Here is a 21195-nt window from a genome sequence, read left to right on the forward strand (position 1 = left end):
TCACGGCCGGACGGCTACTTGACCTTCCGGACCAGCTCGGCGATGCCCCAGTATTTGTTGGTGCTCCAGGACTGGCCGGTCGGGTCGTACCAGGTGTGCGCGGCGGTGCGGACGCCGCCCGTGGCGTCGTTGACCTGGAGTTCCAGGCCGTGCTCGGCGCCGACCACGCCCTGGCCCTCGGCGAGGGCGATCGCGATCTCGACGGTGTAGCCGGTGCTCGTCACCTTCGCGGCGCTCGTGATCGCGCCGGCGTCGGGTCCGTTGCCGCCCAAGCTGACCGCGTTGCCGAAGCTCACGCGGTACTGGCCGTCCGCGTCGCCGTAGCCGCCGTCCTTGGTGTTGCCCGGGTTGAGGAACACCTCCACGGAGTCCTGCTCCCAGGGGTTGACGCTGGTCGCGTCCAGCTCGGGGTCGGTGACCTCGAACAGGGCGTAGATCGCCTCGTCGTCCCACATCAGCGAGACGTCCGCCTTGGCGCCGTCCGCGCTGCCCTCGACGGTGACGCCGGTCGCGACCGTGGCGGCCTTCTTCCAGGCCTTGTCCTCGACGCCGTCGATGACGGGCGCGGTCTTGGCCAGCGGCACCTGGACGCGGGCGTAGTCGGGCTCGGGCTCCTCGGGGATCGCCGGGAGGCGGCTCGGGTCGACGATGCCCCAGTAGGCCCACTTGGCCTGCAGGTCGTCGGTGAAGACCAGCGGCGCCTCGAGCGGGCGCTCCTCGGTGCGGATCCAGCTGCGGCCGTCGTGCAGGCCCCAGACGGTCACGGACTCGAGGTCCTTCTGCCGGAGCATGGCGAACAGGTCCTTGAAGTAGTGGCCCTGCTGGATGAGGCGGGACTCGAGCTCGGGGAACTCCACGCCCGCAGCGGGCGCGCCGATCGAGACGTCGAGTTCGGTCACGGCCTGGAGGACGCCGAGGGCGGCGAACTTGTCGATGCTGGCCTCGATCTGGCTGATCGAGGTGTTGAGGCTGATGTGGGTCTGGTGGCCCACGCCGTCGACGGGCACGCCGTTCGCGAGCATCGTCGACACGAGGTTGTAGAGGTTGTCGCGCTTCGCGGGGTTGTCGGTTCCGTAGTCGTTGATGAAGAGCTTCACGTCCGTGGCGCCGACGGCGTCGAGCTGCTCGCGGGCGATGCGGAAGGCCTCGGAGATGTACTCGGGGCCTTGGAAGATCTGGTACCAGCGGCTGTTGCGGTAGACCTCGGTGGCGTTGTCGCTGATGACCTCGTTGACGACGTCCCAAGCCTGGATGCGGTCGCCGTAGTGCGCGGCGATGGCCCCGATGTGCGCTTCGAGGCGGTCGAGCATGATCTGCCGGTCCTCGGCGGAGCTGCCAAGGGGCTCACCGGCCTTGGGGTGCCCGGCGGGGTAGGTGAACCACCAGGCGGGGGTCTGCCCGTGCCACAGGAACGTGTGGCCGTAGACCTCGATGCCGTGCGCCTCGGCGTACTCGACGAGCTGGTCGGCCGCGTCGAAGTTGAACTGGCCCTCGACCGGCTGGATCGCTTCGGGCTTCATGTGGTTCTCGGCCGTGATCTGGCTGAAGTGCTGGTTCAGCAGGTCCCCGGTGGGGGCCGCGAGGTCGCGGGGGTCGACGGCCGCGCCGAAGCGGAAGTCGTCGGCGAGGACGTCCTTGACCGGCGTCAGCGTCGGGTCGACGCCGGGCGGGGTGAGCTCGGTGACCTGGAAGTCGTCGATGAGGTACGAGGCGTCGGGGGTCGGCGACTCGACGTAGAACGTGAGGGCCTCGGCGGCCGAGGCGATCGAGTACCGGCCGGAGAGCGTGGCCCACTCCGCGCCTGCGGCAGCCTGGTAGACGACGCTGTCGTACGAGGTCGAGCCGCCGGCGTCGCGCTGCACGGTGGCGCTGACCTTGTCGCCCGCGCTGCCGTCGGCGAGGCGCACGTCGAGCGAGATCTCGTAGACGCCGCCGGGGACGACGATGCCGGTGAGGTCGAGGGCCGGGCCGTTCCAGTCGGCGGTGCGGCCGGTGGTCAGGAGCGCGCCGTCCTGGACGGCGAGGGTGACCGGACCGCGCGGGGTCCAGTCGCCGACGGTGCCGTCCGCGAAGTCGGAGGCGTAGACGACGGTGCCCTCGTCCTGAGCGGCGGCGGGCTGTCCGAAGGCGAGCGCGGCGGGGAGGACCAGCGCTCCGGCTCCGGCGACGAGGGCGCGCAGGCGGGGCCGCCGCGCGCGGGGGTGACGTTCCATGGGTTCGACTTCCGTTGCGGAGGAGGGGAAACGAATCTCCGAAAGTTTCGGAGATTCCATGAAACTTTCGGAGAGTGACGGTGCAATGGTAAGTGCGATATCAAGGCTTGTCAATTCCTAGATCTCGATGGGCCCGCTTCACGCGCCGGCGAGGGCCGCCTCCACCGATCGGCTCAGGCACCGGGTCCGGCCGCGCCCCCGCTCCACCGGCCGGTGAACCGGATTCACTCGCCCGCGAACGCCGTCCTCACCCGCTGACTTGCAGGAACCGGCTCACCTGCGCGGCGGCCTCCAGCATGGCCAGGCCCCGTTCCGTCAGCCGGCGGCCCCAGCCGTCGAGCGCCCGCGCCAGCTCCTCCGTCCCGCCCGCCGTGCGGACCTGCCGCACCACCGCCGCGATCCGCTCCAGCGGATAGTCGCCGCGCCGCAGCAGATGCGCGAGCTCGGCGTCCCGCACGTCCTCGTTCCGGAACAACCGGTAGCCCGTGCCAGGCTCCCGTTCCGGCGCAAGGATCCCCGCCTCCTCCCAGTTCCGGATCGTCGCGGCCGTGACCTCGAGCCGCCGCGCCAGCTCGCCCACCGTCAAGGGCGCAGACCCGCTGAACCGCAACGGAACCGGCTCGGCCGTCAGATGCCCGATCGCCCCGCGCACCGCGTCCAGGGTCTCACGGTCCCGCATCAACTGCAGATGCCCGCGATCGATGGCCGCCAACGCATCATCCCGCTCACCCGCGTTGAGCGCCTGCATGATCCGGCCCGCCGCCGCATGCCCGTACGCCGCGACGAGCGCCAGGAACGCCCGCAGCGCCGCCGCGTGCACCTCCGTGTAGACCCGGTACCCGCTGGGCGTGCGCGACGCGGCCGGCAGAAAACCCTCGGCCTCGTAGTTGCGCACCGCCTGGGTCGAGAGCCCGTGCTCACGGGCGAGATCGGAAGGTCGCAAGGTGTCCACTGGCGAGACCCTAACCGAACCCCGCCCCGCGCTCACGCCTTCACGCAACGCCGTTGCGGCCGTACGCTTGAGGGACCCGGCACATCGGAGTCCCTTGGAGCCCTCGTGAACAGCATCCCGACCGACCCGAACGCCCTCTACGACAAACCGCACTCCGTCGACCTCGCCCAGGTCATGATGGTCTTCCAGTACTTCATGCTCGTCAGCGTGAGCGTCGGCGTCGGCCCCCGCCTCTTCAACTGGTTCAAGGGCGAGACCACGGGCGTGCCGCTCCTCTCCGACCTCGAGGGCGCCATCGACATCGGCACCAGCTACCCGATCGCGGTCGTCCTCCCCGCCCTCGTCGTCTACACCGTCCCCTACGTCATGGTCGTCCTCGCCCTCGGCCTCGGCCGCAAATGGGCCCGCGCCGCCACACTCCTCCTCATCCCCCTGAACGTCCTCATCGGCATCACCGGCGTCGCCCGCACCTACGGCGAGGTCTTCGCCCTCATCGTCGCCCCGCTGTGGATCCTCATCGCCCTCTGCGTCCTCGGCGGCCTCGCCTCCCGCACCGCCCGCCAATGGTTCCGCCAGAACGGCTGGGAGCCCTGGTACCTCCGCTACGAGATCGACCAGCTCCACCACTCCCACCCCAACCCCCGCCCCCGCCGACGACCCCGCCCCCGCCGCAAACCCAAAATCGCCCACGACCCCAACCAACCCAGCGCCGACTAGCCGTTCCAGCCCTTATGCGGCCAGCGCCATAAGGAACTGCGTGAGCGTCACGACCGTCCCGACGAGCGAGGCGATCAGCGCGCAGGCCGCGATCTGGTTGGCGGGACCCGTGAACCATCCGCGGAATGCCTCGCGGATCTCCTTGGCCTTGAAGAGGCCCTTGAACTTCTGCCAGCGGTGCTGACGGAGGCTGCAGCCGCCGAGCAGACCGTATGAGTTGCGGCGGCAGCTCGTGCCGTCGCGGTTCTCCGCGCCGCACCAGACCGGGGCGGCGACGAGCGTCCACGTCCCGGCCAGTGCGAAGGCGATGAGCGTCGTCCCCGGCCCGATGTCGCGGATCGCCCAGAAGGCGATCGCGAGCACGAGGAGGAGGTAGCCCCAGTTCTTGACGATCAAGGATTGCTTCTTTCTCGGCATGACTGCGGAAGGTAGTGAAGGGCTCTCGGTTCGTGAACCACCTTGTCGGAATTCGGACAGCCCGGAGGAATCGGGCGGGGTGGGGGGATTGTGGAGGGAACTTTGGTGAGGCTAAGGTCACAGGGGCAGTCGAGTGGAAGGGAAGTGCTGTGCGCAAACTCAGGCTTGTCGCGGTGGCGTCGGTCGGACTGTTGGCCTTGGGGGCCTGCGGGAGCGAGCAAGGGGCCGCGATGTTCGTCGGCGATGAGCGCGTCACGGAGGCCACACTCGACGGGTACGTGGACGGGGAGGTGGCCTCGTACCTGGAGCAGGGGGCGACGCTCGAGGACGTGAGTTATGGCGACAGCCGCCAGAACGCCGCCGCCGTCGTGCTCTACGCCGAGCTCGGGCAGGCGCTCGAGCTGGAGGCCCCGGACACGAACAACGCCCAGAGCGAGTTCGAGGCGTTGTACATGGAAGCGGTGAAGTATCGCGACGAGCTCGCGTCGTCGGCCGAGCCGCGGGAGTTGACCGACGACGAGGCCGAGGCGTTGAACGCGGCCGCGGCGAGCGACCAGAACCTGGTGCAGCGCATCGTGAGCGAATGGCTCGCGGCGGCGGACCTCAGTGAGGACGAGGTCGGGCAGTTCTACACGGCGGCCAATGCGGACCCGAACGTGGTCGGCGAGGTCGTGCGGATGTGGGGCGAGCAGCAGGCCGGGTTCGCCGACGACCTGAACGAGTACATCGCCGAGTACGACGTCTCCCTGAACCCGCGCTACGGGACCCTCGACATCAGCCCCCTCGTGGGCGTGTTCAAGGTCGAGGTGCCGCAGCGTTGAGCGACATCACCTGGCTCCTGACCTCGCCGCGCATCCCCGCCGGGCTGCTCACCGTCGAGGCCTGGGACGCCCTGCACGAGGCCGAGGCCGTGGCCGCGTTCTTCGAGAGCCCGACCGTGGAAGCCGTGCGCGACGCCGGAATCGATGTGGAGCTCGTCGAGGACGCCGCCGAGTTCATCGAGACCGGCGGGGTGTGGATCGTCGGTGAGGACGGCGACGAGGAGCTGCGCGAAGCCCTCGCCGAGTACGTCGCCGGCGGCGAGGTCGAGCTCGAGATCGTCTACGGCTCTTGGGATCCGCCCGGCGCACGCCTGCTCGACCTGGTCGAGGCCGTGGCGCGGCTGCACGCCGAGGACGGCTGCCCGTGGCACCGCGCGCAGACGCACGAGACGCTGGGCCCGTACCTGCTCGAGGAGTCGTACGAGGTCCTGGACGCCATCGGGAGCGGCGACGCCGACGAGCTGCGCGAGGAGCTGGGCGACCTGCTGTTCCAGCCGCTGCTGCACGCCTCGCTCGCCGAGGACTTCGACATCGACGACGTCGCGGGGGACCTGGTCGAGAAGATCATCCGCCGCCACCCGCACGTGTGGGGCGACGCCGACCCGGACGACCTCTACGAGCACTGGAACGAGGCGAAGGCCGCCGAGAAGCCGCACCGCGACCACCCGGCCGACGGCGTGTCGCGCCAGCTGCCGTCGCTCGCGTTGGCCGCCAAGGTCATCGAGCGCTTCCACGACCAGGGCGAGGAGCTGGAGCTGCCGGAACTGCCCGAGGGTCTGAAGCTCGAAGCCGATGAAGTGGGCGATTTCCTGCTCGCCGCCGTGGCCGCCGCGCGGGCGGCCGGGGTCGATCCCGAACTGGCGCTGCGCAAGTCGATCACCGAGCGGGCGGGGCTCGAACGCCTCGACCCGCAGGGGCATGTCGCCGAGGCGGTCGAGCTCTAGAACAACTTGAGCCGCGAGGCGGTCGAACGCAAGATCATTCAATCTGAACTTCACAATATCGTTCTCGCCGACTTAACAATCGGCGTTTTCTTTGCTACGGTCGATCGCATGCCATCCGGTGACGCAAGTGACGCAGGCCCGAAAGGCCCGGCCACCCAGGTCAGGGAGACAACCGATCCCAGCGGGGACCTGAGCTTCGGCTCGCCGACCCCCGCCGACGGGTCCGAACTGTGGAACCTCGCCCGCGAGGCGGGGAACCTCGACGTCAACAGCAGGTACGCCTACCTGCTGTGGTGCCGCGACTTCGCGGACACCAGCGTCGTCGCGCGCGGCCCGCGGGGCGACATCGCGGGCTTCATCACCGGCTACCGCAGGCCCGATGCGCCGGACGTGTATTTCGTCTGGCAGGTCGCGGTCGCGCCCGGCCACCGCCGCCGGGGACTGGCACGCCACATGCTTGACCGCGCGGTCCATCGCATGTGCTCCAACGGGGTCCGCTTCGTCGAGACGACGGTGACCCCGGACAACAAAGCGTCGATGCGCCTGTTCGAGTCGTTCGCCGAGGCGAACGGCGCGGACCTGACGCGCGACGTGCTGTTCTCCGAGCGCGAGCTCGGCGCCGGCCACGAGCCGGAAGTGCTGCACCGCATCGGCCCGATCGAGGGACCGGCGCGCGTGCTCGACGGCGTGCTGCCGGACTGAGCCCAGCCCTACCCGGGCACCGACACGTGCCGGCCCGGGTATGCGCCCGGTGGACTCATCAAGCTGGGGAAGCCGGGAAGCGGAGAACAGCCAACCAGGCAGACCAAGAAGAGATCATGCAGGTTTTCGAACAGGTCGAATCAGAAGTCCGCTCCTACTGCCGCAACTGGCCCACGGTGTTCACCACCGCCAAGGGCAGCCGCATCGACGACGAGCAGGGAAGGTCGTACATCGACTTCTTCGCCGGTGCGGGTTCGCTCAACTACGGGCACAACCACCCCGTGCTCAAGGAGGCCCTGCTGGCCTACCTCGCCGAGGACAACGTCGTCCACACCCTCGACACCTATTCCGGCGCCAAGCGCACCTTCCTGGAGACCTTCCGCGACGTCGTACTCGCGCCCAGGAACCTCGAGTACAAGGTCCAGTTCCCCGGCCCGGCCGGGAACAACGCCGTCGAGGCCGCGCTCAAGCTGGCGCGCAAGTACACCGGCCGCGAGACCGTCGTGTCCTTCACGAACGGCTTCCACGGCATGACCCTCGGGGCCCTCGCGGTCACCGGGAACTCGATGAAGCGCGGCGGCGCGGGCGTGCCGCTCAACAACGCCGCGACCATGCCCTACGACAACTACATGGACGGCCAGACGCCCGACTTCCTGTGGCTGCGCAGCCTTCTGGAGGACTCCGGCTCCGGCCTCGACCAGCCCGCGGCCGTCATCGTGGAGACCGTGCAGGGCGAGGGCGGCATCAACGTTGCCACGACCGAGTGGCTGCGCGGGCTCCAGGACGTGTGCCGCGAGCACGACATGCTGTTCATCGTCGACGACATCCAGATGGGCTGCGGCCGAACGGGACCGTTCTTCTCGTTCGAGCGCGCCGGGATCTACCCGGACATCGTGACGCTCTCGAAGTCCTTGTCCGGCATGGGCCTGCCGTTCGCGCTCACCCTCATGAAGCCGCACCTGGACGTGTGGGAGCCGGGCGAGCACAACGGGACCTTCCGCGGGTTCGCGCCCGCGTTCGTCACCGCCACCGCCGCGCTCGAGACGTTCTGGCGCAACGACGACTTCACCGCCGGCGTCGACCGCGACGGCGCCTGGCTCGACGGCGAGCTCGCCGACATCGCCGCCAGCCACCCGGATCTCGGCATCACCACCCGCGGCCGGGGCCTCGCGCGCGGCATGGCGTTCGAGAACCCCGAGCACGCCGGCCAGGTCTGCCAGGAGGCCTTCGCGAACGGCCTGCTCATGGAGACCTCCGGCGCCGAGGACGAGGTCGTCAAGTTCCTCCCGCCGCTCACCACCCCCCGCGCCGACTTCGAGGAGGGCGTCGCCATCGTCCGCGAAGCCGTCGCAACGGTGGAGAAGGAGGTCGCCGCGAAGGCGGCGCCCGGAAAGGGCATCGCATGATCGTCCGCAGGCTCGAAGACCTCATCGGCACGGACGCCGATGTCGAAGGGCACGACCGCGACCAGGCCCGCGGCACGTGGCGCTCCCGGCGCCTCCTGCTCGCCCGCGACGGCGTCGGCTTCTCGCTGCACGACACGGTCCTGTTCGCCGGGACCTCCACCACCATGCGGTACGCCAACCATGTGGAGGCCGTCTACGTCATCGAAGGGTCCGGCAAACTCCGCGACCACGAGACGGGCGACGTCCACGCCCTCACGCCGGGCACGATGTACCTGCTCAACGGGGGCGAGCGGCACACGCTCGACGTCGAGCGGGACCTGCGCTGCGTGTGCGTGTTCAACCCGCCGGTCACCGGCCGCGAGGTGCACGACGCCGACGGCACCTACCCCCTGCTCACCGAGGAAAGCTAGCCGATCGATGTGCCGCTTTCCTTGCGGCGCAGTGAGGAGCGAACGACAATGCAGTCCACCGACCTCTACCCGACGAGGCGCTTCAGGGAACCGCGCCTGGTCTACCGCACCGAGGACCCCGCCGTATGGGGCCGTCCCGGCGACGGGCCTTTGAGCGAGAACCAGCTCGGCGCGCACGAACTGGACGGCTTCACCGCCATCGAGCAGCTGCTCGAACCGGGCGAGCTCGCCGCGGCCCAGACCGAACTCAACCACATCCTGCAGGACCCGGCGCTGGACGGCGACGAGCGCGTCATCCGCGAGCGCAGCACCGACGAGATCCGCTCGGTCTTCGACGTGCACCGGCTCTCGCCGCACTTCGCCGAGCTCATCCGCGACGAGCGGATCGCCGGGATCGCCCGCCAGATCCTGGGCTCGGACGTGTACGTGCACCAGAGCCGCGTCAACTACAAGCCCGGTTTCGGCGGCGCGCCGTTCGAATGGCACTCGGACTTCGAGACCTGGCACGCCGAGGACGGCATGCCGCGCATGCGCGCGGTGAGCCTCTCCTTGGCGCTGACCGAGAACTACCACTTCAACGGTTCGCTGATGATCATGCCGGGCTCGCATCAGACGTTCGTCTCGTGCGTCGGCGAGACCCCCGAGGACAACCACAAGGCCTCGCTGGTGAAGCAGGAGATCGGCACGCCCGACCACGATTCGCTGCGGATGCTCGCGGACAAGCACGGCATCCACCAGTTCACCGGGCCCGCCGGCTCGGCGATCTGGTTCGACTCGAACTGCATGCACGGCTCGAACGGGAACATCACGCCGTTCCCGCGCTCGAACCTGTTCATCGTGTTCAACAGTGTCGAGAACTCGCTGCAGGCGCCGTTCGCGGCTGAGAAGCACCGCCCGGAGTACCTCGGCTCGCGGGATTGGACCGTGGTGAACTAGGCGGCCCCGGCCGCCGCGACGGGGGAAGGCGCGGGGCCCCCGCGAAGGTGCGGGCGCCCGCCGCGGGGGGGGGGAACGGGGGCCCGTCGCGCCGCCCCCCCCCGGGCGCGCGGACGGCGCGCGCCCCCCCCCACCCCCCCCCCCCCCCCGCCTCGCCGTTGCTCAAGGGGGACAAGGGGTTCCGTGCCTACCCGGCCGGGATGGCCGGGACCGCCTCCTCGTCGTACTCGGGCGCGGGCATCGCGCTCAGGATCCCGGCGAGCATGTCGGCGTCGATCGGCGTGTCGTCGGCCCAGGAGACCCAGACGCTCGCGGCCCAGCCGTCCGGGTGGAACATGGTGAGCTCGAGCGTGTGGTCGGTGTACGCCTCCCAATCCTCGCCCGCCTGCGGCTCGTACGTCGTGGTCTCCTCCTCGGCGGCCCAGGACGTGCCGTCCGGGTCCTCCCAGGCGGTGCACGTGGCCGTCTCGGTGCAGCCCGCGAGGTACGGGCCCCGGTCGAGGAACTGGTTGATCCCGGGCAGCCACCCGCCCGGCAGGTAGTAGCGGAGCTCGAAGTTCACGGGGCCGGTCGACTCGTCGATCGTGGTCTCGAACGGGAGCGTCCCGTACCCGTGGTAGCTGCGCGTGGTGACGAGCCCGCGGCCGTTGATGCCCAGCGTGCGGGCCGAGCCGGACTCGAGGGAGGCCTCCGGGTACAGGTCCCGGAGGGCGGCGTTCGCGGCGTCGATCGTCGCGCCGGCGTCCTGCGCGGCCCGCTCGGTGTACTCCCAGTCGCCGTCGTCGACCCAGCCGACCGGGACCTCCATGAGCTCGTCGACCTCGGTCAGCGTGCTCGTGTCGAACTCGTACTGCGGCATCGAGACCGCCGCGTCGGTGAGGGCCTGCAGGTCGACCGGGTGCGGGGTGCCGCCGTCGCAGTCGACGTCCCACGAGAGCCGCAGGCCGGTGCCGTTGGGGTAGACCACGGCGATGTCGTAGGCGCAGCCGTGGTCGGCGACCATGAGCGTGCGGCCGTCGCCGATGTCGGAGGTCGTGAACTCGGGGGCCGCCTCGGTGTAGTACGGGCCGTCGCTGATCAGGTGCTGGGGGAAGAGCTGGTCGGTGACGGGACCGGGCTCGGCGGTCCAGCCCCCCGGCCACAGCACTTCGAGGCTGAAGGTGGTCCGGAGGCCGTCCCCGACCTCTTCGCTCTCGCCGCCGGCGTAGCTGCGCAGGTAGGTCTGGCCGTAGTTGCCGGGCCGCTGGAGCGGGTTGACGTGGAGGCCGGTCTCGAGATCATCGCAGCCCTCGACGGGCTGGCCCGACTCGTCGGCGAATTCGCATTCGCCGGTGTCGAACGTGTTCACCGGGTCCTCCCAGATGCCGGCGTCGGCCAGCAGCTGGCCGAAGGCCGTGGCGGCGTCGGCGCCGATGGTCTCGGCCTCCTGCGGCGCGACGATCGCATTGGTCATAGGGTCGACCGTGTACTCCCACGCGTAGTCGTAGGGGTAGCCCGCCATCTCCGGATCCTCGACGGCCTCCTCGAAGGTCTCCTCGGCGGGTGGCTGGGCGTCGTCGGACGGGTCGCGATCGCCGCCCGGGAGCCCGATCACGGTCAGGGCGAGCAGGCCGGCGACCGCGGCGACGCCGGTGGACGCGGCACCGCCGAGGACGGCGCGGCGGCGGAGTCGGGCGCGGTAGCCGTCGCGGACGATGCGGTCGAGGTCGAGATCGGATGGGGGAGGCGGGGTTTCGGGCAGGGCGGTGCGGAACATCGCGCCCGGGTCGTCATGCAGGTTCATCGCTATTCGCTTTCTTCGCTACGCCCGGGCCAGGACGGGGGAGTCGTGAAGGAGCTCCTTGAGTTTGCGCAAGCCCTTGGCGGACTGGCTCTTCACGGTTCCCGTCGAACAGCTCATGGCGTTCGCGGTCTCATCGACGGACAGTTGCTCCCAGTACCGGAGCACGAGCGTCGCGCGTTGCCTGGCGGGCAGCAGGTTCAACGCCGCCACCAGTTCCAGCCGCACATCTACAGCCTCTTGTGGACGGTCGAGTTCTTGAACGGGCAGTTCGGAACTGACCCGCTCGCGGCGGACCCAGGCGAGGCGTCGATGGGAGATGTACACGTTGGTGACGATCTTGCGGACGTACGCCGGAGCGCCGCCCGGTTCGACCCGCCGCCAGGCCGCGAACATCTTCGTCAGCGCCTTCTGCACGATGTCGTCGGCCTCGTACCAGTCCCCGCAGAGCAGGTACGCGTACCTGCGCAGGCTGTCGCGCTGGGCGATGGCGAAGGAACGGAACTCGGCCTCTTGCTGCTCCTTGGTTGTCACGGGGCCTCTTTCAGATGACGGGTAGGGGCGGGCCCGCGCCGGGTGCGGTGGATGCGGCGGGGCCTGCTCGCTCAATACGCGGGAGCCGCGGGCCCGGTTGCCCTCCATCGCGAAGATTTTCGCCTCACGCCCCGATCGCCCGCCGCCGCGAACCCCGTCCTCTGCGCCCTTTCCTCCATGTTGTCTCCATCACGGGAACCCGTTTGTAGGGGCGCGGGCGCATCCGGTACAGTTACATCCCGTCGGCGCAGCAAGCTTCGAAGCGTCAACACCATTGGGGTATGGTGTAATTGGCAACACGGCTGATTCTGGTTCAGTTGTTCTTGGTTCGAGTCCAGGTACCCCAGCCAACATCTTTCTTTTGCGAACACCAGGCCGACCGGCCTGGTGTTCTTTTGTTTCTGCTCCTCGGAAGGATCGCGGGCGCTTGGTCTAGGGCGAGCTCATGCCGGTGGCGCGCAAGGTCAGGTTGAGGCGGCCGGTGAGGCCGAGCCGTCGGGGGGCGGTGCCGGGGAGGATTCGCGGTACGCCGTGGAACGCGAAGCGCGAAGCGCCGCCGAACACGAACAGGTCCCCGCTGTGCAGTTCCAGGTCGGTGTAGGGCCGCGAGCGCGATTCGGTGTTTCCGAAGCGGAAGACGCAGGTGTCGCCCAGGCTGAGCGATATGACCGGGGCCTTCGACAGCTCGTCCTTGTCCTGGTGCATGCCCATGTGCGCCTTGGCGTCGTAGAAGTTGAGCAGCGCCATGTCGTATCCGAGGCTGTTCTCCTGGCTGAAGGCATCGGCGATCGCCCTTTGGGCGAGCTCGTCGAGCTCGGGCGGGAACGGCTTCACCGGTGAGCCGTCGTCGGCGGTCTTCGAGAAGTGGTACGGGCGCCAGTGCCAGCCGAGCGCCACCATCTTGGCTGACATGACGCCGCCGCCCGGAGTGCGCACGGTGCGCATGCCGGCCGGGTGCCGGGCCCATTCGCGGCATGCCGCGACCAGCTCCCGCTGCCGCTGCTCGTCGAGCCAGTCCGGCAGCAGCACCGCACCCGGAGCGACCTCGGTACGGTCCCTTGGGAACAGCTCGCCGTCCATGCCTCCGAGCCTAACCGGGGACACCGACATTGCCGGCGAACGAGGCGAAAGGCCGGTTCACCGAGGCGCTGCGTCGCCGTCGGCCGCCGGATCGCCCTTCTTCAGGGACAGGATCATGCTCTGGAGGATGCCGAAAGCGGCCGACTGCTCGGTCTCGGTCATGCCGGCCAGCATTCTGGTCTCGACGGACCGGACCGCTGCGCTCGCCTGCTCGAGGCTGCGACGACCGCGAGGCGTCAGCCGCGTGGGGAGCGCCTTCCCGGCGGGCGGCTTCGCGGGCCTGGTCACGTAGCCCTCCCGTTCCAGGTTTTGGAGCAGCACGTTCATCGTCTGGCGCGTCACGAACGCGCCCCGTGCGAGCTCGGAGTTCGACAGGCCGGGCCGCTGGGCCAGGAGTTCGAGGCACGAGTAGTGCGTGACGCTCATGCCGAGCGGACGCAGCACCTCCTCCATGGCCACCCGGAGGGCGCTCGACGCCTCTTTGAGCAGGTAGCCCAGTGACGTCTCCAAATCGATACCGACACCGTCTCGACTCATGTCAGTATTCTGACATACACTGGCTCGTGTCAGATAACTGACACGAACAGAAGGAGCACCACATGCCCGTCACCGGCCCCGACTTCGTTTCGCTCCAAGCGCGAGACCTCGACGCCTCGCAGGCGTTCTATGAGCGATACCTCGGCCTCGTCCGCTCGCCCGCCGGGCCTCCGCATGCCGTCGTCTTCGAGACCGAGCCGATCGCGTTCGCGATCCGCGACCTCGTTCCGGGCACCGACCTCGATGTCGCTGCCCAGCCCGGCATCGGTACCGCGATCTGGCTCCACGCCACCGACGTCCAGGCCATCCACGATGCCCTCGTCGCCGACGGCCACACCGTCGTGGCCGCGCCGATCGACGGCCCCTTCGGCCGGACGTTCACCTTCGCCGACCCGGACGGCTACCGAATCACCCTCCACGACCGCGCCTGACACCGCAGGCGACCACGACGGCTCCGGCCGCGCGAGCGTGGCCGGAGCCGTCAGTCGGCCGTTGCCATCGGCGTCGAGGGAGCCGGCGGGTTTCGTGAATCCCGCCGCCCTCGCTTCAGACCACTTCGAGGTTGGCCATCATGCCCATGTCCTCGTGCTCCGCGTTGTGGCAGTGGAAGAGGTAGCGGCCTCGGTAGCCGTCGAAGCGGGTGATGATCTCGGCGGATTCGCCGGGGCGGAGGGCGATGGTGTCCTTGAGGCCGGCGTCGTGGGAGTGGGGGCCGGCGTTGCCGCGGGAGAGGATGCGGAAGCCGACGAGGTGGAGGTGGACGGGATGGTGGACGTCGGCGATGAGGCGCCAGACCTCGGTGTCGCCGAGGCGGGCGGTGACGTCGGTGCGGTTGGGGTCGAAGGGGAGGCCGTCGATGAGCCAGCCGTGGCGGCCGTCGTCCATGCGGCCGGCGCGGAAGGCGATGTCGCGGGTGACGGCGGCGTCGGCGCGGTCCCAGGAGGGGAGGTCGTCCGCCAAGGTCTCGGGGATCGGCATGGCCTCGCCTGCGCGGACCACGTGGAACGCCATGACATCCGCGGTGCGGTCGGTACCGAGGCGGTTCGCCAGGCGGACCTTCGTGCCGACCGGGAGGCGGCTGAAGTCGATCAGCAGGTCGTAGCGCTCCGCTGGGGCGATCGGGAGGGTGTCGTGGCGGACCGGGGCTTCGAGGAGGCCCTGGTCCGCTCCGATCTGTGTGAGCGGGAGGCGCTCGCCGGAATCGGCGACGGCCTCGAGCTCGTAGTGCCTCGCGTTGGAGGCGTTGAGGATACGGAGGCGGTAGAGGCCGGAGTCGACCTCGTGCACGGGCCAGGGGGCGCCGTTCACGAGGACGACGTCGCCGAGGACGCCAGCGAGGTAGGGCTCTTCGACGCCCATCTCGCCGGTCAGGGTCGGGTCGAGCGACGGGTAGGCGAGCTGCCCGTCCGCGTCGAAGGCGCGGTCGGCGATCATCAGCGGGATCTCGCGGTCGCCGCGCGGCAGGTCGAGGGCGTCCTCGACCTCGTCGCGCACGAAGTGCAGGCCCGCGAGGCCGCGCCAGATCGCCGGGGCCGTGAAGTCCATGCGGTGGTCGTGGTACCAGAGCATGGTGGCGCGCTGGTCGAGCGGGAAGCCGTAGTCGCGCTGGACGTTCGTCACGACGGCGAGGTCGTCGGTCATCGAGTGGCCGCCGTGCCCGTGCGCGGCGGTCTCGGCCCAGCCTTCGGGGAGCACGAGGTCGGTCGGGTAGCCGTCCGAGGAGGCCGGAGTGCGGCCGCCGTGGAGGTGCACGACCGTGGGGACCGGCAGCTCGTTGCGGTGCGAGACGGTGACGTGGCGGCCGCGCCGCGATTCGATGGTGGGGCCCGGGAACGTGCCGTTGTACGTCCAGAGCCGGGTCTGATAGCCGGGGATGATCTCCGCTTCGGTCTCGATCTGGACCATCTCGTACCGGTCGCCATCGTCGCCGGAGGAGACGGGTTCCGCCACCGCAGGGATCGGCAGCGGGATCGAGAACGCTTGGGGCAGCGGCACTTCGCTCACGAGCTGGTCGCCGGTCTCGGCGGGGCGGCGGGCCCAGGCGGCCGAGAGGGCGATGCCGCCGGCGGCGACGGCGCCGATGCCCGCGCCGATGCCGAACAGGCGGCGCCGGGAGACGTTGAGGTCAGCCATCGGTCCGCGCCCCCTTCACCCGGCGGGGCAGCGGCCGCATCCACAGCGCCGCAGTCACAACGGTGATCCCGGCGATGAGCGTGACGCCGAGCGGCAGGTGCAGCCACAGCGCCCCGTCCATCCCGGCGAAGTACTGCGCGACCCCGCCGAGCATCAGCGCGAGCGAGGCCCAGAACGGCCAGGCCCGGCGCACCCGGATCCAGACCGCGACGGCCGCGCCGACCTGCGCGATGCTGATGACCGACAACGTGTCCGCGCCCATCAGGTGCATGGCGAGGCCGTCGAAGTCCCCGCTGAGGTACACGCCCGCGAACACCGGCTGGAGATAGCCGCCGATCAGGAAGAGGGCCGCCGCGACGCGCAGCACCCAGCCGCTGACGGCGGTGCGGACTCCGGGGCCGCGGCCGGGCGGGGCGGCGGTGTCGACTGCTTCGAGGGTTTCCACGCCATCGACGATATGACCGATCGGTTAAGACATCAAAGACCAATATCGCTATGGTGTCATAACACCGACGGCATGAGAGGACGAAAATGGACCTGAACGCCCTGCACCAGTTCCTCACGGTCGCACGTGAAGAGCATCTCAGTCGCGCCGCTGCCCAGCTCCGCGTCGCCCAGCCCTCGCTCAGCCGCACCATCGCCCGCCTCGAAGCCGAACTCGGCACGCCCCTCTTCCACCGCGCGGGCCGCCTGCGGCTCAACGCGACCGGGACCCTCTTCCGCGACTACGTCGAGCGCGCCCTCGGCGAACTCGAGGCCGGCCGCCGCGCCGTCGCCGAAGCCGTCGAAGGCGGCGGGGGCAGCGTGCGGCTCGCCTCGGAGACATTTCTGCCGCTCACCGGCCCGATCGCCGCGTTCAAAGCCGCGCATCCCGAGGTCGAGGTCCGCCTCCTCCAGATGGCCCCGCACGAGATGGAGCAGGCCCTGCGCGCCGAAGAGGTCGACCTCTGCCTCGCCTCGCAACCGGTCAGCGCCCCCCGCATCACCTCCGCGGTCGTGCACGTCGAACAGGTCTGGCTCGCCACCCCTCCCGGCCACCGCTTCGGCGGGGAGCAGTCGGTGACCGTCGAGGACATCGCGTCGGAACCGTTCGTCATCACTCGCCCCGGCCAATGGCAACGCCGCCTGCTCGACTGGCTCTTCGCCGACCGCAACCTCGAACCGCGCATCGTCTGCGAGATCGACGAACCCGCCGCCACCTACACCCTCGTCGGCGCCGGCCTCGGACTCAGCCTCTTCCCGCAGATCGCCCGCTTCACCTTCCCCGAATCGGGCGTCACCTGGGTCGCCGTCGACCACCCCCACTGCAACCGCACCCTCAGCCTCCACTGGGGCAACGAGGACCGCCTCCCTGCCGCCGCGCGACTCCTGCGCACCCAGATCACCGACTGGAACTGGAACGAGACCTGATCAGTTCCCTTGCGCCATCAGCACTTTCGGAGCCTTCGAACGCAGCTCCTCGAGCTGCTCGGCGGGAATGCCCGGATCCACGATCACCAGGTCGAAGGCCGCCACCGGAGCGAGCTGGTAGAGCCCGCGCCGCTGGAACTTGGTGTGGTCCACCAGGAGCACACGCCGGTCGCACGCCTCCATCAGCGCCCGCTTCACCGCCACCGTCTCCGGCGACTGGTGGTAGCAGTTCCCCCGCGTGATCGCCGTAGTAGAAGCGAACAGCACATCCGCGTGCAGCCCCGCGATCGCGTCGACCGTGCGGATCCCCAGGAACGCGTCGTACGCCGGGTAGTAGTCCCCGCCCAGCGAGATCAGATCGATCCCGGTCCTCCCCGCGAGCTCCCTGATCACCGGCTCGAAATGCGTGATCACCGTGAGCGGCGCCAGCCCCGGCAGCAGCCGCGCCAGCGCCAGCGCCGTCGTGCTCTCGTCCAGCAGGATCGACTGCCCGGTCTTGACCAGCGGCAGCGCCGCCCGCGCCAGCGCCTCCTTCTCCGGCGCCATGGCCTGCATCCGGTGGTGCACATCGCCGTGGAACGCGGTCGACGGCTGCGCGGTCGCGCCGCCGCGCACCTTCCGCAGCCAGCCCTTGCTCTGCAGGAAGTCGAGGTCGCGGCGGATCGTCATCGGGGTGACGCCGAGGTCGGCGGCCAGCTGCTCGATGCGTACGAAGCCCTCGTCGACGACGCGCGAGCGGATCTGCTCGCGGCGGGTCTGCGGGGCGCGGTCCGCGCCGGCTTCGGTCTCTGAGGGCATCTGCCACCTCTGTTCATTCCGTGTGAAGTGAACACCAGCCCGCTCGGGGGCGTGCGATCGATGTTCGGCCCGTGAACTCGGGTTCTTCCAGTGTCTAACGATGTGAACGGGCTGATGGAGCGAAAGTCCGGCGCTTTCCGGCACATCCCGCGGGTTGTTTGCAACATCGTCGATGTTCGTTTCTGTTCGGGTAGTGACATCCTACTGCCTTCGGGCTTACGGTCGCTCTACTCGTTCCAACCCCTCCCGCAAGGGATCGACAAGGGAGTCGAAGATGAGAAGAGTTGCAGCCGGCGCCCTCACCGGCCTCATTGCCCTGACCGCGCTGGCGGCCTGCGCCGAGGAGCCCGCCGCGAACGGCGGCGAGGGCGGCACCGGCGCGGTCGCGTTCCTGATGCCCGACCTCGCCTCCACCCGCTACGAGGAGTACGACGCCCCGCTGTTCGAGGCGAAGATGGGCGAGCTGTGCGCCGACTGCGAGGTGATCTACCAGAACGCGGACAGTGACGCGGCCCTCCAACAGCAGCAGGCGAACGCCGCGATCGCGCAGGGCGCCAAGGTGATCGTGCTCGACCCGGTGGACTCCACGGCGGCGGCGACGATCGTGCAGACCGCGCAGTCCCAGGGCGTCAAGGTCGTCGCCTACGACCGGCCCATCCCCGACAAGCCCGCGGACTTCTACGTCTCCTTCGACAACGAGGCGATCGGCGAGGCCATCGGGCAGTCCCTTGTGGATCATCTGGACGAGTCCGGTGCGCAAGGCGGTCTGCTGCAGGTGAACGGCTCGCCCACTGACGCCGCGGCCGGCCTGATCCGCGACGGCATCCACAACGCGATCGACGACAGCGGCTACGAGCTGCTCGCCGAGTACGACACCCCCGAGTGGTCGCCCGAGAAGGCCCAGCAGTGGGTGAGCGGCCAGATCGCGCAGTTCGAGGGCGGCATTGCAGGGGTCGTGGCCGCCAACGACGGCACCGGCGGCGGCGCGATCGCCGCGTTCAAGGCCGCCGACACCACGCTGCCCCCGGTGACGGGCAACGACGCCGAGCTCGCCGCGATCCAGCGCATCATCGCCGGAGACCAGTACAACACCATCTCGAAGCCCATCAAGATCGTCGCCGAGGCCGCCGCCGAGGTCGCCTACGACCTCATGCAGGGCAACGAGCCCGAATCCGACGCGACCCTGTTCGACACGCCCTCGGCGCTGTTCGAGCCCACCGTCGTCACGCAGGAGAACCTGAAGGACGTCATCTTCGGCCCTGAAGGCGTGCTCACCGTCGAAGAGGTCTGCACGGCCGAGTACGCCGACGCCTGTGCCGCCCTCGATATCGCCTAAGCCCTTCGGCCCCAAGGACTACCGATCATGACCATCACCGAATCCGCGGCACCGCCGGTGCTGTCGCTGCGGGGGATCACCAAGAACTTCGGCGCGGTCGCCGCCCTCGCCGACGTCGACCTCGACGTCGGCGCCGGGGAAGTGGTCGCCGTCGTCGGCGACAACGGCGCCGGGAAGTCCACTCTGGTGAAGATCCTCGCCGGGGTGTACCGGGCCGACGCCGGCGCGGTGCGCTTCCAGGGCGAGGAGGTCGCCCTCGAATCGCCCGCGCAGGTCCACGCGCTCGGCATCGCCACCGTGTTCCAGGACCTCGCGCTGTGCGAGAACCTGGACGTGAAGGCGAACCTCTTCCTCGGCCGCGAGCTGCGCCCGTTCCTGCTGGACGACGTGGCGATGGAGCAGCAGTCATGGGAGCTGCTGCGCCAGCTCTCGGCGAAGATCCCCACCCTGAAGGTGCCGGTCGCGGCGCTCTCGGGCGGGCAGCGCCAGACCGTCGCGATCGCCCGGGCCCTGCTCGGCGACCCGAAGGTGATCCTGCTCGACGAGCCCACCGCGGCGCTCGGCGTCGCCCAGACCGCCGAGGTGCTCAACCTCGTGGAGCGCTTGCGGGACAACGGGCTCGGGGTGGTCATGGTCAGCCACAACATGGCGGACGTGCGGGCGGTGGCCGACCGCGTGGCCGTGCTCCGCCTGGGCCGCAACAACGGCGTGTTCGACGCCCGCTCGGTCTCCTCCGAGGACATCGTCGCGGCGATCACCGGCGCGGCCGACAACGCGGTGTCGAAGCGCGCCTCGCGCCTCGCCGCGGGAACGGAGGAGTCGTGACCAGAGTGGAGAACGCGCCCGCCGTGGACCTCCAGGACGAGCGGCTGCTCGCCCCGAAGACCCTCGGCGACAGCGTCCGCGCCGCCGTCCGCCGCGTGCGCGACGGCGACCTGGGGATGCTGCCGGTCTTCGGCGGCATCATCGTGATCTGGACGGTCTTCCAGCTTCTCAACCGCACCTTCCTGTCCAGCACCAACCTCGTGAACCTCTCGTTCGACATCGTGCCGGTCGGGTTCCTCGCGCTCGGCATCGTGTGCGTGCTGCTGGTCGGCCAGATCGACCTCTCCGTCGGCTCGGTCAGCGGCGTCTCGGCCGCCATCACCGCGATGGTGATGGTCCAGTACGGACAGCCGACGTGGATCGCGATCGCCGCGGCCGTCGCCGCCGGGTCGGTGATCGGCTGGGTCTACGGCCAGGGCTTCAACCGGTTCGCGGTGCCCAGCTTCGTGATGACCCTCGCCGGGCTCCTCGCGTTCCTCGGCGTCCAGTTGTGGCTGCTGCGCGGCCAGAACGCCGTCAACCTGCCGTACGACTCGAACCTGGTGCAGTTCGCGCAGCTGTGGTTCGTGCCGGCCTGGCTCGCGTACGTGTTCGCGGTCCTCGCCGCGGCGGGCGTCTTCGCCGCCGGCTGGATCGGCGCGCGCACCCGCCGCGCGGCGGGCCTCTCCGCGGTCTCCATGCGGCTCTTGGTCATGCGCTCGGCCCTGATCCTCGCCGCCCTGGTGTTCGCGGTCTACTACCTCAACCGCACACGCGGCGTGGCCTGGATGTTCATGCTGTTCGTGGCGTTCGTGCTCGTCATGCACTACGTCTTGTCCCGCACCAAGTTCGGCCGCTCGGTCTACGCCGTCGGCGGCAACCCCGAGGCGGCGCGGCGGGCCGGCATCAACGTCAAACGGGTCTACTCCTGGGTGTTCGTGCTCTGCTCCACTTTCGCCGCGATCGGCGGCGTCCTCGCGGCGGCCCGCCTCGCGGCCGCCACGCAGAGTACCGGCACCGGCGACGTGAACCTGAACGCCATCGCGGCGGCCGTCATCGGCGGCACCAGCCTCTTCGGCGGGCGCGGCTCGGCCTTCTCCGCGCTGCTGGGCATCCTCGTGATCCAGTCGATCTCCAGTGGACTGACACTGCTGAACCTCGACTCGTCGTACCGGTTCATGGTCACCGGGGCGGTGCTCGTCGTCGCCGTCGCGCTCGACTCCTTCGCCCGGCGCTCGCGCCAGGCGCATGGGCGAGGATGACGC

Annotated in this window: 22 protein-coding genes and 1 tRNA gene; 13 read left to right on the forward strand and 10 right to left on the reverse strand. The window is 69.7% G+C overall.

What is annotated here, in order from left to right; genetic code table 11:
- Window positions 1–14: 14 nt before the first annotated feature.
- Together O2L01_RS07060 and O2L01_RS07065 are read right to left on the reverse strand one after the other, a co-directional pair.
- A complete protein-coding gene (locus O2L01_RS07060; RefSeq protein WP_270121213.1) occupies window positions 15–2213 on the reverse strand; it encodes an endo-1,4-beta-xylanase in 2199 nt (732 codons plus the stop codon).
- A gap of 247 nt (window positions 2214–2460) precedes the next feature.
- Window positions 2461–3165, reverse strand: a complete 705-nt coding sequence (locus tag O2L01_RS07065) for a TioE family transcriptional regulator (protein ID WP_270121214.1) — start codon at window positions 3163–3165, stop codon at window positions 2461–2463.
- A 105-nt stretch (window positions 3166–3270) separates the two neighbouring features.
- Between O2L01_RS07065 and O2L01_RS07070 the strand changes: the two genes are divergently transcribed.
- Window positions 3271–3882: a hypothetical protein gene (locus O2L01_RS07070; protein WP_270121215.1), complete on the forward strand. Its 612-nt coding sequence runs from the start codon at window positions 3271–3273 to the stop codon at window positions 3880–3882.
- A gap of 12 nt (window positions 3883–3894) precedes the next feature.
- Here O2L01_RS07070 and O2L01_RS07075 read toward each other — a convergent pair whose 3' ends face one another.
- On the reverse strand, window positions 3895–4278 hold the full coding sequence (locus O2L01_RS07075) for a hypothetical protein (RefSeq protein ID WP_270121216.1): 384 nt from the start codon (window positions 4276–4278) through the stop codon (window positions 3895–3897).
- A 251-nt stretch (window positions 4279–4529) separates the two neighbouring features.
- On the opposite strand from O2L01_RS07075, the gene O2L01_RS07080 reads away from it, so the two are divergent.
- From O2L01_RS07080 to thpD, 6 genes are all read left to right on the forward strand, one after another.
- Complete coding sequence (locus O2L01_RS07080; protein WP_270121217.1) at window positions 4530–5120, forward strand: hypothetical protein; 591 nt, start codon at window positions 4530–4532, stop codon at window positions 5118–5120.
- Window positions 5117–6064, forward strand: coding sequence for a nucleoside triphosphate pyrophosphohydrolase (locus tag O2L01_RS07085; RefSeq protein ID WP_270121218.1), 948 nt, complete (start codon window positions 5117–5119; stop codon window positions 6062–6064). The genes O2L01_RS07080 and O2L01_RS07085 overlap by 4 nt, the downstream gene beginning before the upstream one ends.
- A 108-nt stretch (window positions 6065–6172) precedes the next feature.
- Window positions 6173–6766 carry a diaminobutyrate acetyltransferase gene (ectA, locus tag O2L01_RS07090; RefSeq protein ID WP_374727662.1) on the forward strand — a complete coding sequence of 198 codons (594 nt, stop codon included), beginning with the start codon at window positions 6173–6175 and terminating at the stop codon, window positions 6764–6766.
- Between the two features lie 116 nt (window positions 6767–6882).
- Window positions 6883–8172: a diaminobutyrate--2-oxoglutarate transaminase gene (ectB, locus tag O2L01_RS07095; RefSeq protein ID WP_270121220.1), complete on the forward strand. Its 1290-nt coding sequence runs from the start codon at window positions 6883–6885 to the stop codon at window positions 8170–8172.
- Window positions 8169–8582: an ectoine synthase gene (locus tag O2L01_RS07100; protein WP_270121221.1), complete on the forward strand. Its 414-nt coding sequence runs from the start codon at window positions 8169–8171 to the stop codon at window positions 8580–8582. Before ectB ends, O2L01_RS07100 begins: the two co-directional genes overlap by 4 nt.
- Window positions 8583–8630: 48 nt before the next feature.
- Window positions 8631–9518, forward strand: coding sequence for an ectoine hydroxylase (gene thpD, locus O2L01_RS07105; RefSeq protein WP_270121222.1), 888 nt, complete (start codon window positions 8631–8633; stop codon window positions 9516–9518).
- A 187-nt stretch (window positions 9519–9705) separates the two neighbouring features.
- Here the strand turns inward: thpD and O2L01_RS07110 are convergent, their stop codons facing one another.
- Window positions 9706–11301 (reverse strand): hypothetical protein, encoded by a 1596-nt coding sequence (locus O2L01_RS07110; protein WP_270121223.1) that lies wholly within the window; start codon window positions 11299–11301, stop codon window positions 9706–9708.
- Between the two features lie 18 nt (window positions 11302–11319).
- Window positions 11320–11832 (reverse strand): SigE family RNA polymerase sigma factor, encoded by a 513-nt coding sequence (locus O2L01_RS07115; RefSeq protein WP_270121224.1) that lies wholly within the window; start codon window positions 11830–11832, stop codon window positions 11320–11322.
- 275 nt (window positions 11833–12107) lie between these two features.
- Between O2L01_RS07115 and O2L01_RS07120 the strand changes: the two genes are divergently transcribed.
- Window positions 12108–12182 (forward strand) — tRNA-Gln (locus O2L01_RS07120).
- A gap of 82 nt (window positions 12183–12264) precedes the next feature.
- Here O2L01_RS07120 and O2L01_RS07125 read toward each other — a convergent pair.
- Together O2L01_RS07125 and O2L01_RS07130 are read right to left on the reverse strand one after the other, a co-directional pair.
- Window positions 12265–12912 (reverse strand): alpha-ketoglutarate-dependent dioxygenase AlkB family protein, encoded by a 648-nt coding sequence (locus O2L01_RS07125; RefSeq protein WP_270121225.1) that lies wholly within the window; start codon window positions 12910–12912, stop codon window positions 12265–12267.
- Between the two features lie 57 nt (window positions 12913–12969).
- On the reverse strand, window positions 12970–13449 hold the full coding sequence (locus O2L01_RS07130; RefSeq protein ID WP_270121226.1) for a MarR family winged helix-turn-helix transcriptional regulator: 480 nt from the start codon (window positions 13447–13449) through the stop codon (window positions 12970–12972).
- A gap of 62 nt (window positions 13450–13511) precedes the next feature.
- Here O2L01_RS07130 and O2L01_RS07135 point away from each other — a divergent pair, with 62 nt between their 5' ends.
- Window positions 13512–13880, forward strand: coding sequence for a VOC family protein (locus O2L01_RS07135; protein ID WP_270121227.1), 369 nt, complete (start codon window positions 13512–13514; stop codon window positions 13878–13880).
- Between the two features lie 115 nt (window positions 13881–13995).
- Here O2L01_RS07135 and O2L01_RS07140 read toward each other — a convergent pair whose 3' ends face one another.
- Entirely contained in the window at window positions 13996–15582 is a 1587-nt protein-coding gene (locus O2L01_RS07140; protein WP_270121228.1) for a multicopper oxidase family protein, read from the reverse strand.
- Window positions 15575–16027 (reverse strand): hypothetical protein, encoded by a 453-nt coding sequence (locus tag O2L01_RS07145; RefSeq protein WP_270121229.1) that lies wholly within the window; start codon window positions 16025–16027, stop codon window positions 15575–15577. Before O2L01_RS07145 ends, O2L01_RS07140 begins: the two co-directional genes overlap by 8 nt.
- A gap of 86 nt (window positions 16028–16113) precedes the next feature.
- Between O2L01_RS07145 and O2L01_RS07150 the strand changes: the two genes are divergently transcribed.
- Entirely contained in the window at window positions 16114–16992 is an 879-nt protein-coding gene (locus tag O2L01_RS07150) for a LysR family transcriptional regulator (RefSeq protein WP_270121230.1), read from the forward strand.
- On the opposite strand, the gene O2L01_RS07155 is transcribed toward O2L01_RS07150, so the two are convergent.
- A complete protein-coding gene (locus O2L01_RS07155; RefSeq protein WP_270121231.1) occupies window positions 16993–17790 on the reverse strand; it encodes a DeoR/GlpR family DNA-binding transcription regulator in 798 nt (265 codons plus the stop codon).
- 274 nt (window positions 17791–18064) lie between these two features.
- Between O2L01_RS07155 and O2L01_RS07160 the strand changes: the two genes are divergently transcribed.
- Genes O2L01_RS07160 through O2L01_RS07170 form a run of 3 tightly spaced genes read left to right on the forward strand, consistent with a single transcriptional unit; the run spans window position 18065 to window position 21192 of the window.
- Window positions 18065–19126 (forward strand): substrate-binding domain-containing protein, encoded by a 1062-nt coding sequence (locus O2L01_RS07160; protein WP_270121232.1) that lies wholly within the window; start codon window positions 18065–18067, stop codon window positions 19124–19126.
- A 27-nt stretch (window positions 19127–19153) separates the two neighbouring features.
- Window positions 19154–19951, forward strand: coding sequence for an ATP-binding cassette domain-containing protein (locus tag O2L01_RS07165; protein WP_270121233.1), 798 nt, complete (start codon window positions 19154–19156; stop codon window positions 19949–19951).
- Window positions 19948–21192, forward strand: coding sequence for a sugar ABC transporter permease (locus tag O2L01_RS07170; protein WP_270121234.1), 1245 nt, complete (start codon window positions 19948–19950; stop codon window positions 21190–21192). The genes O2L01_RS07165 and O2L01_RS07170 overlap by 4 nt, the downstream gene beginning before the upstream one ends.
- The last annotated feature ends 3 nt before the right edge of the window (window positions 21193–21195 follow it).

This window comes from Glycomyces lechevalierae (genome assembly GCF_027622945.1).
Classification (GTDB): Bacteria; Actinomycetota; Actinomycetes; order Mycobacteriales; family Micromonosporaceae; genus Glycomyces; species Glycomyces rutgersensis.

Coding starts and splice junctions, on each gene's coding strand:
- O2L01_RS07060 (WP_270121213.1), bottom strand. CDS start 2,213: ATGGAACGTCACCCCCGCGCGCGGCGGCCCCGCCTGCGCGCCCTCGTC.
- O2L01_RS07080 (WP_270121217.1), top strand. CDS start 4,530: ATGTTCGTCGGCGATGAGCGCGTCACGGAGGCCACACTCGACGGGTAC.
- ectA (WP_374727662.1), top strand. CDS start 6,173: ATGCCATCCGGTGACGCAAGTGACGCAGGCCCGAAAGGCCCGGCCACC.
- ectB (WP_270121220.1), top strand. CDS start 6,883: ATGCAGGTTTTCGAACAGGTCGAATCAGAAGTCCGCTCCTACTGCCGC.
- O2L01_RS07100 (WP_270121221.1), top strand. CDS start 8,169: ATGATCGTCCGCAGGCTCGAAGACCTCATCGGCACGGACGCCGATGTC.
- thpD (WP_270121222.1), top strand. CDS start 8,631: ATGCAGTCCACCGACCTCTACCCGACGAGGCGCTTCAGGGAACCGCGC.
- O2L01_RS07110 (WP_270121223.1), bottom strand. CDS start 11,301: ATGAACCTGCATGACGACCCGGGCGCGATGTTCCGCACCGCCCTGCCC.
- O2L01_RS07125 (WP_270121225.1), bottom strand. CDS start 12,912: ATGGACGGCGAGCTGTTCCCAAGGGACCGTACCGAGGTCGCTCCGGGT.
- O2L01_RS07130 (WP_270121226.1), bottom strand. CDS start 13,449: ATGAGTCGAGACGGTGTCGGTATCGATTTGGAGACGTCACTGGGCTAC.
- O2L01_RS07135 (WP_270121227.1), top strand. CDS start 13,512: ATGCCCGTCACCGGCCCCGACTTCGTTTCGCTCCAAGCGCGAGACCTC.
- O2L01_RS07140 (WP_270121228.1), bottom strand. CDS start 15,582: ATGGCTGACCTCAACGTCTCCCGGCGCCGCCTGTTCGGCATCGGCGCG.
- O2L01_RS07150 (WP_270121230.1), top strand. CDS start 16,114: ATGGACCTGAACGCCCTGCACCAGTTCCTCACGGTCGCACGTGAAGAG.
- O2L01_RS07155 (WP_270121231.1), bottom strand. CDS start 17,790: ATGCCCTCAGAGACCGAAGCCGGCGCGGACCGCGCCCCGCAGACCCGC.
- O2L01_RS07160 (WP_270121232.1), top strand. CDS start 18,065: ATGAGAAGAGTTGCAGCCGGCGCCCTCACCGGCCTCATTGCCCTGACC.
- O2L01_RS07165 (WP_270121233.1), top strand. CDS start 19,154: ATGACCATCACCGAATCCGCGGCACCGCCGGTGCTGTCGCTGCGGGGG.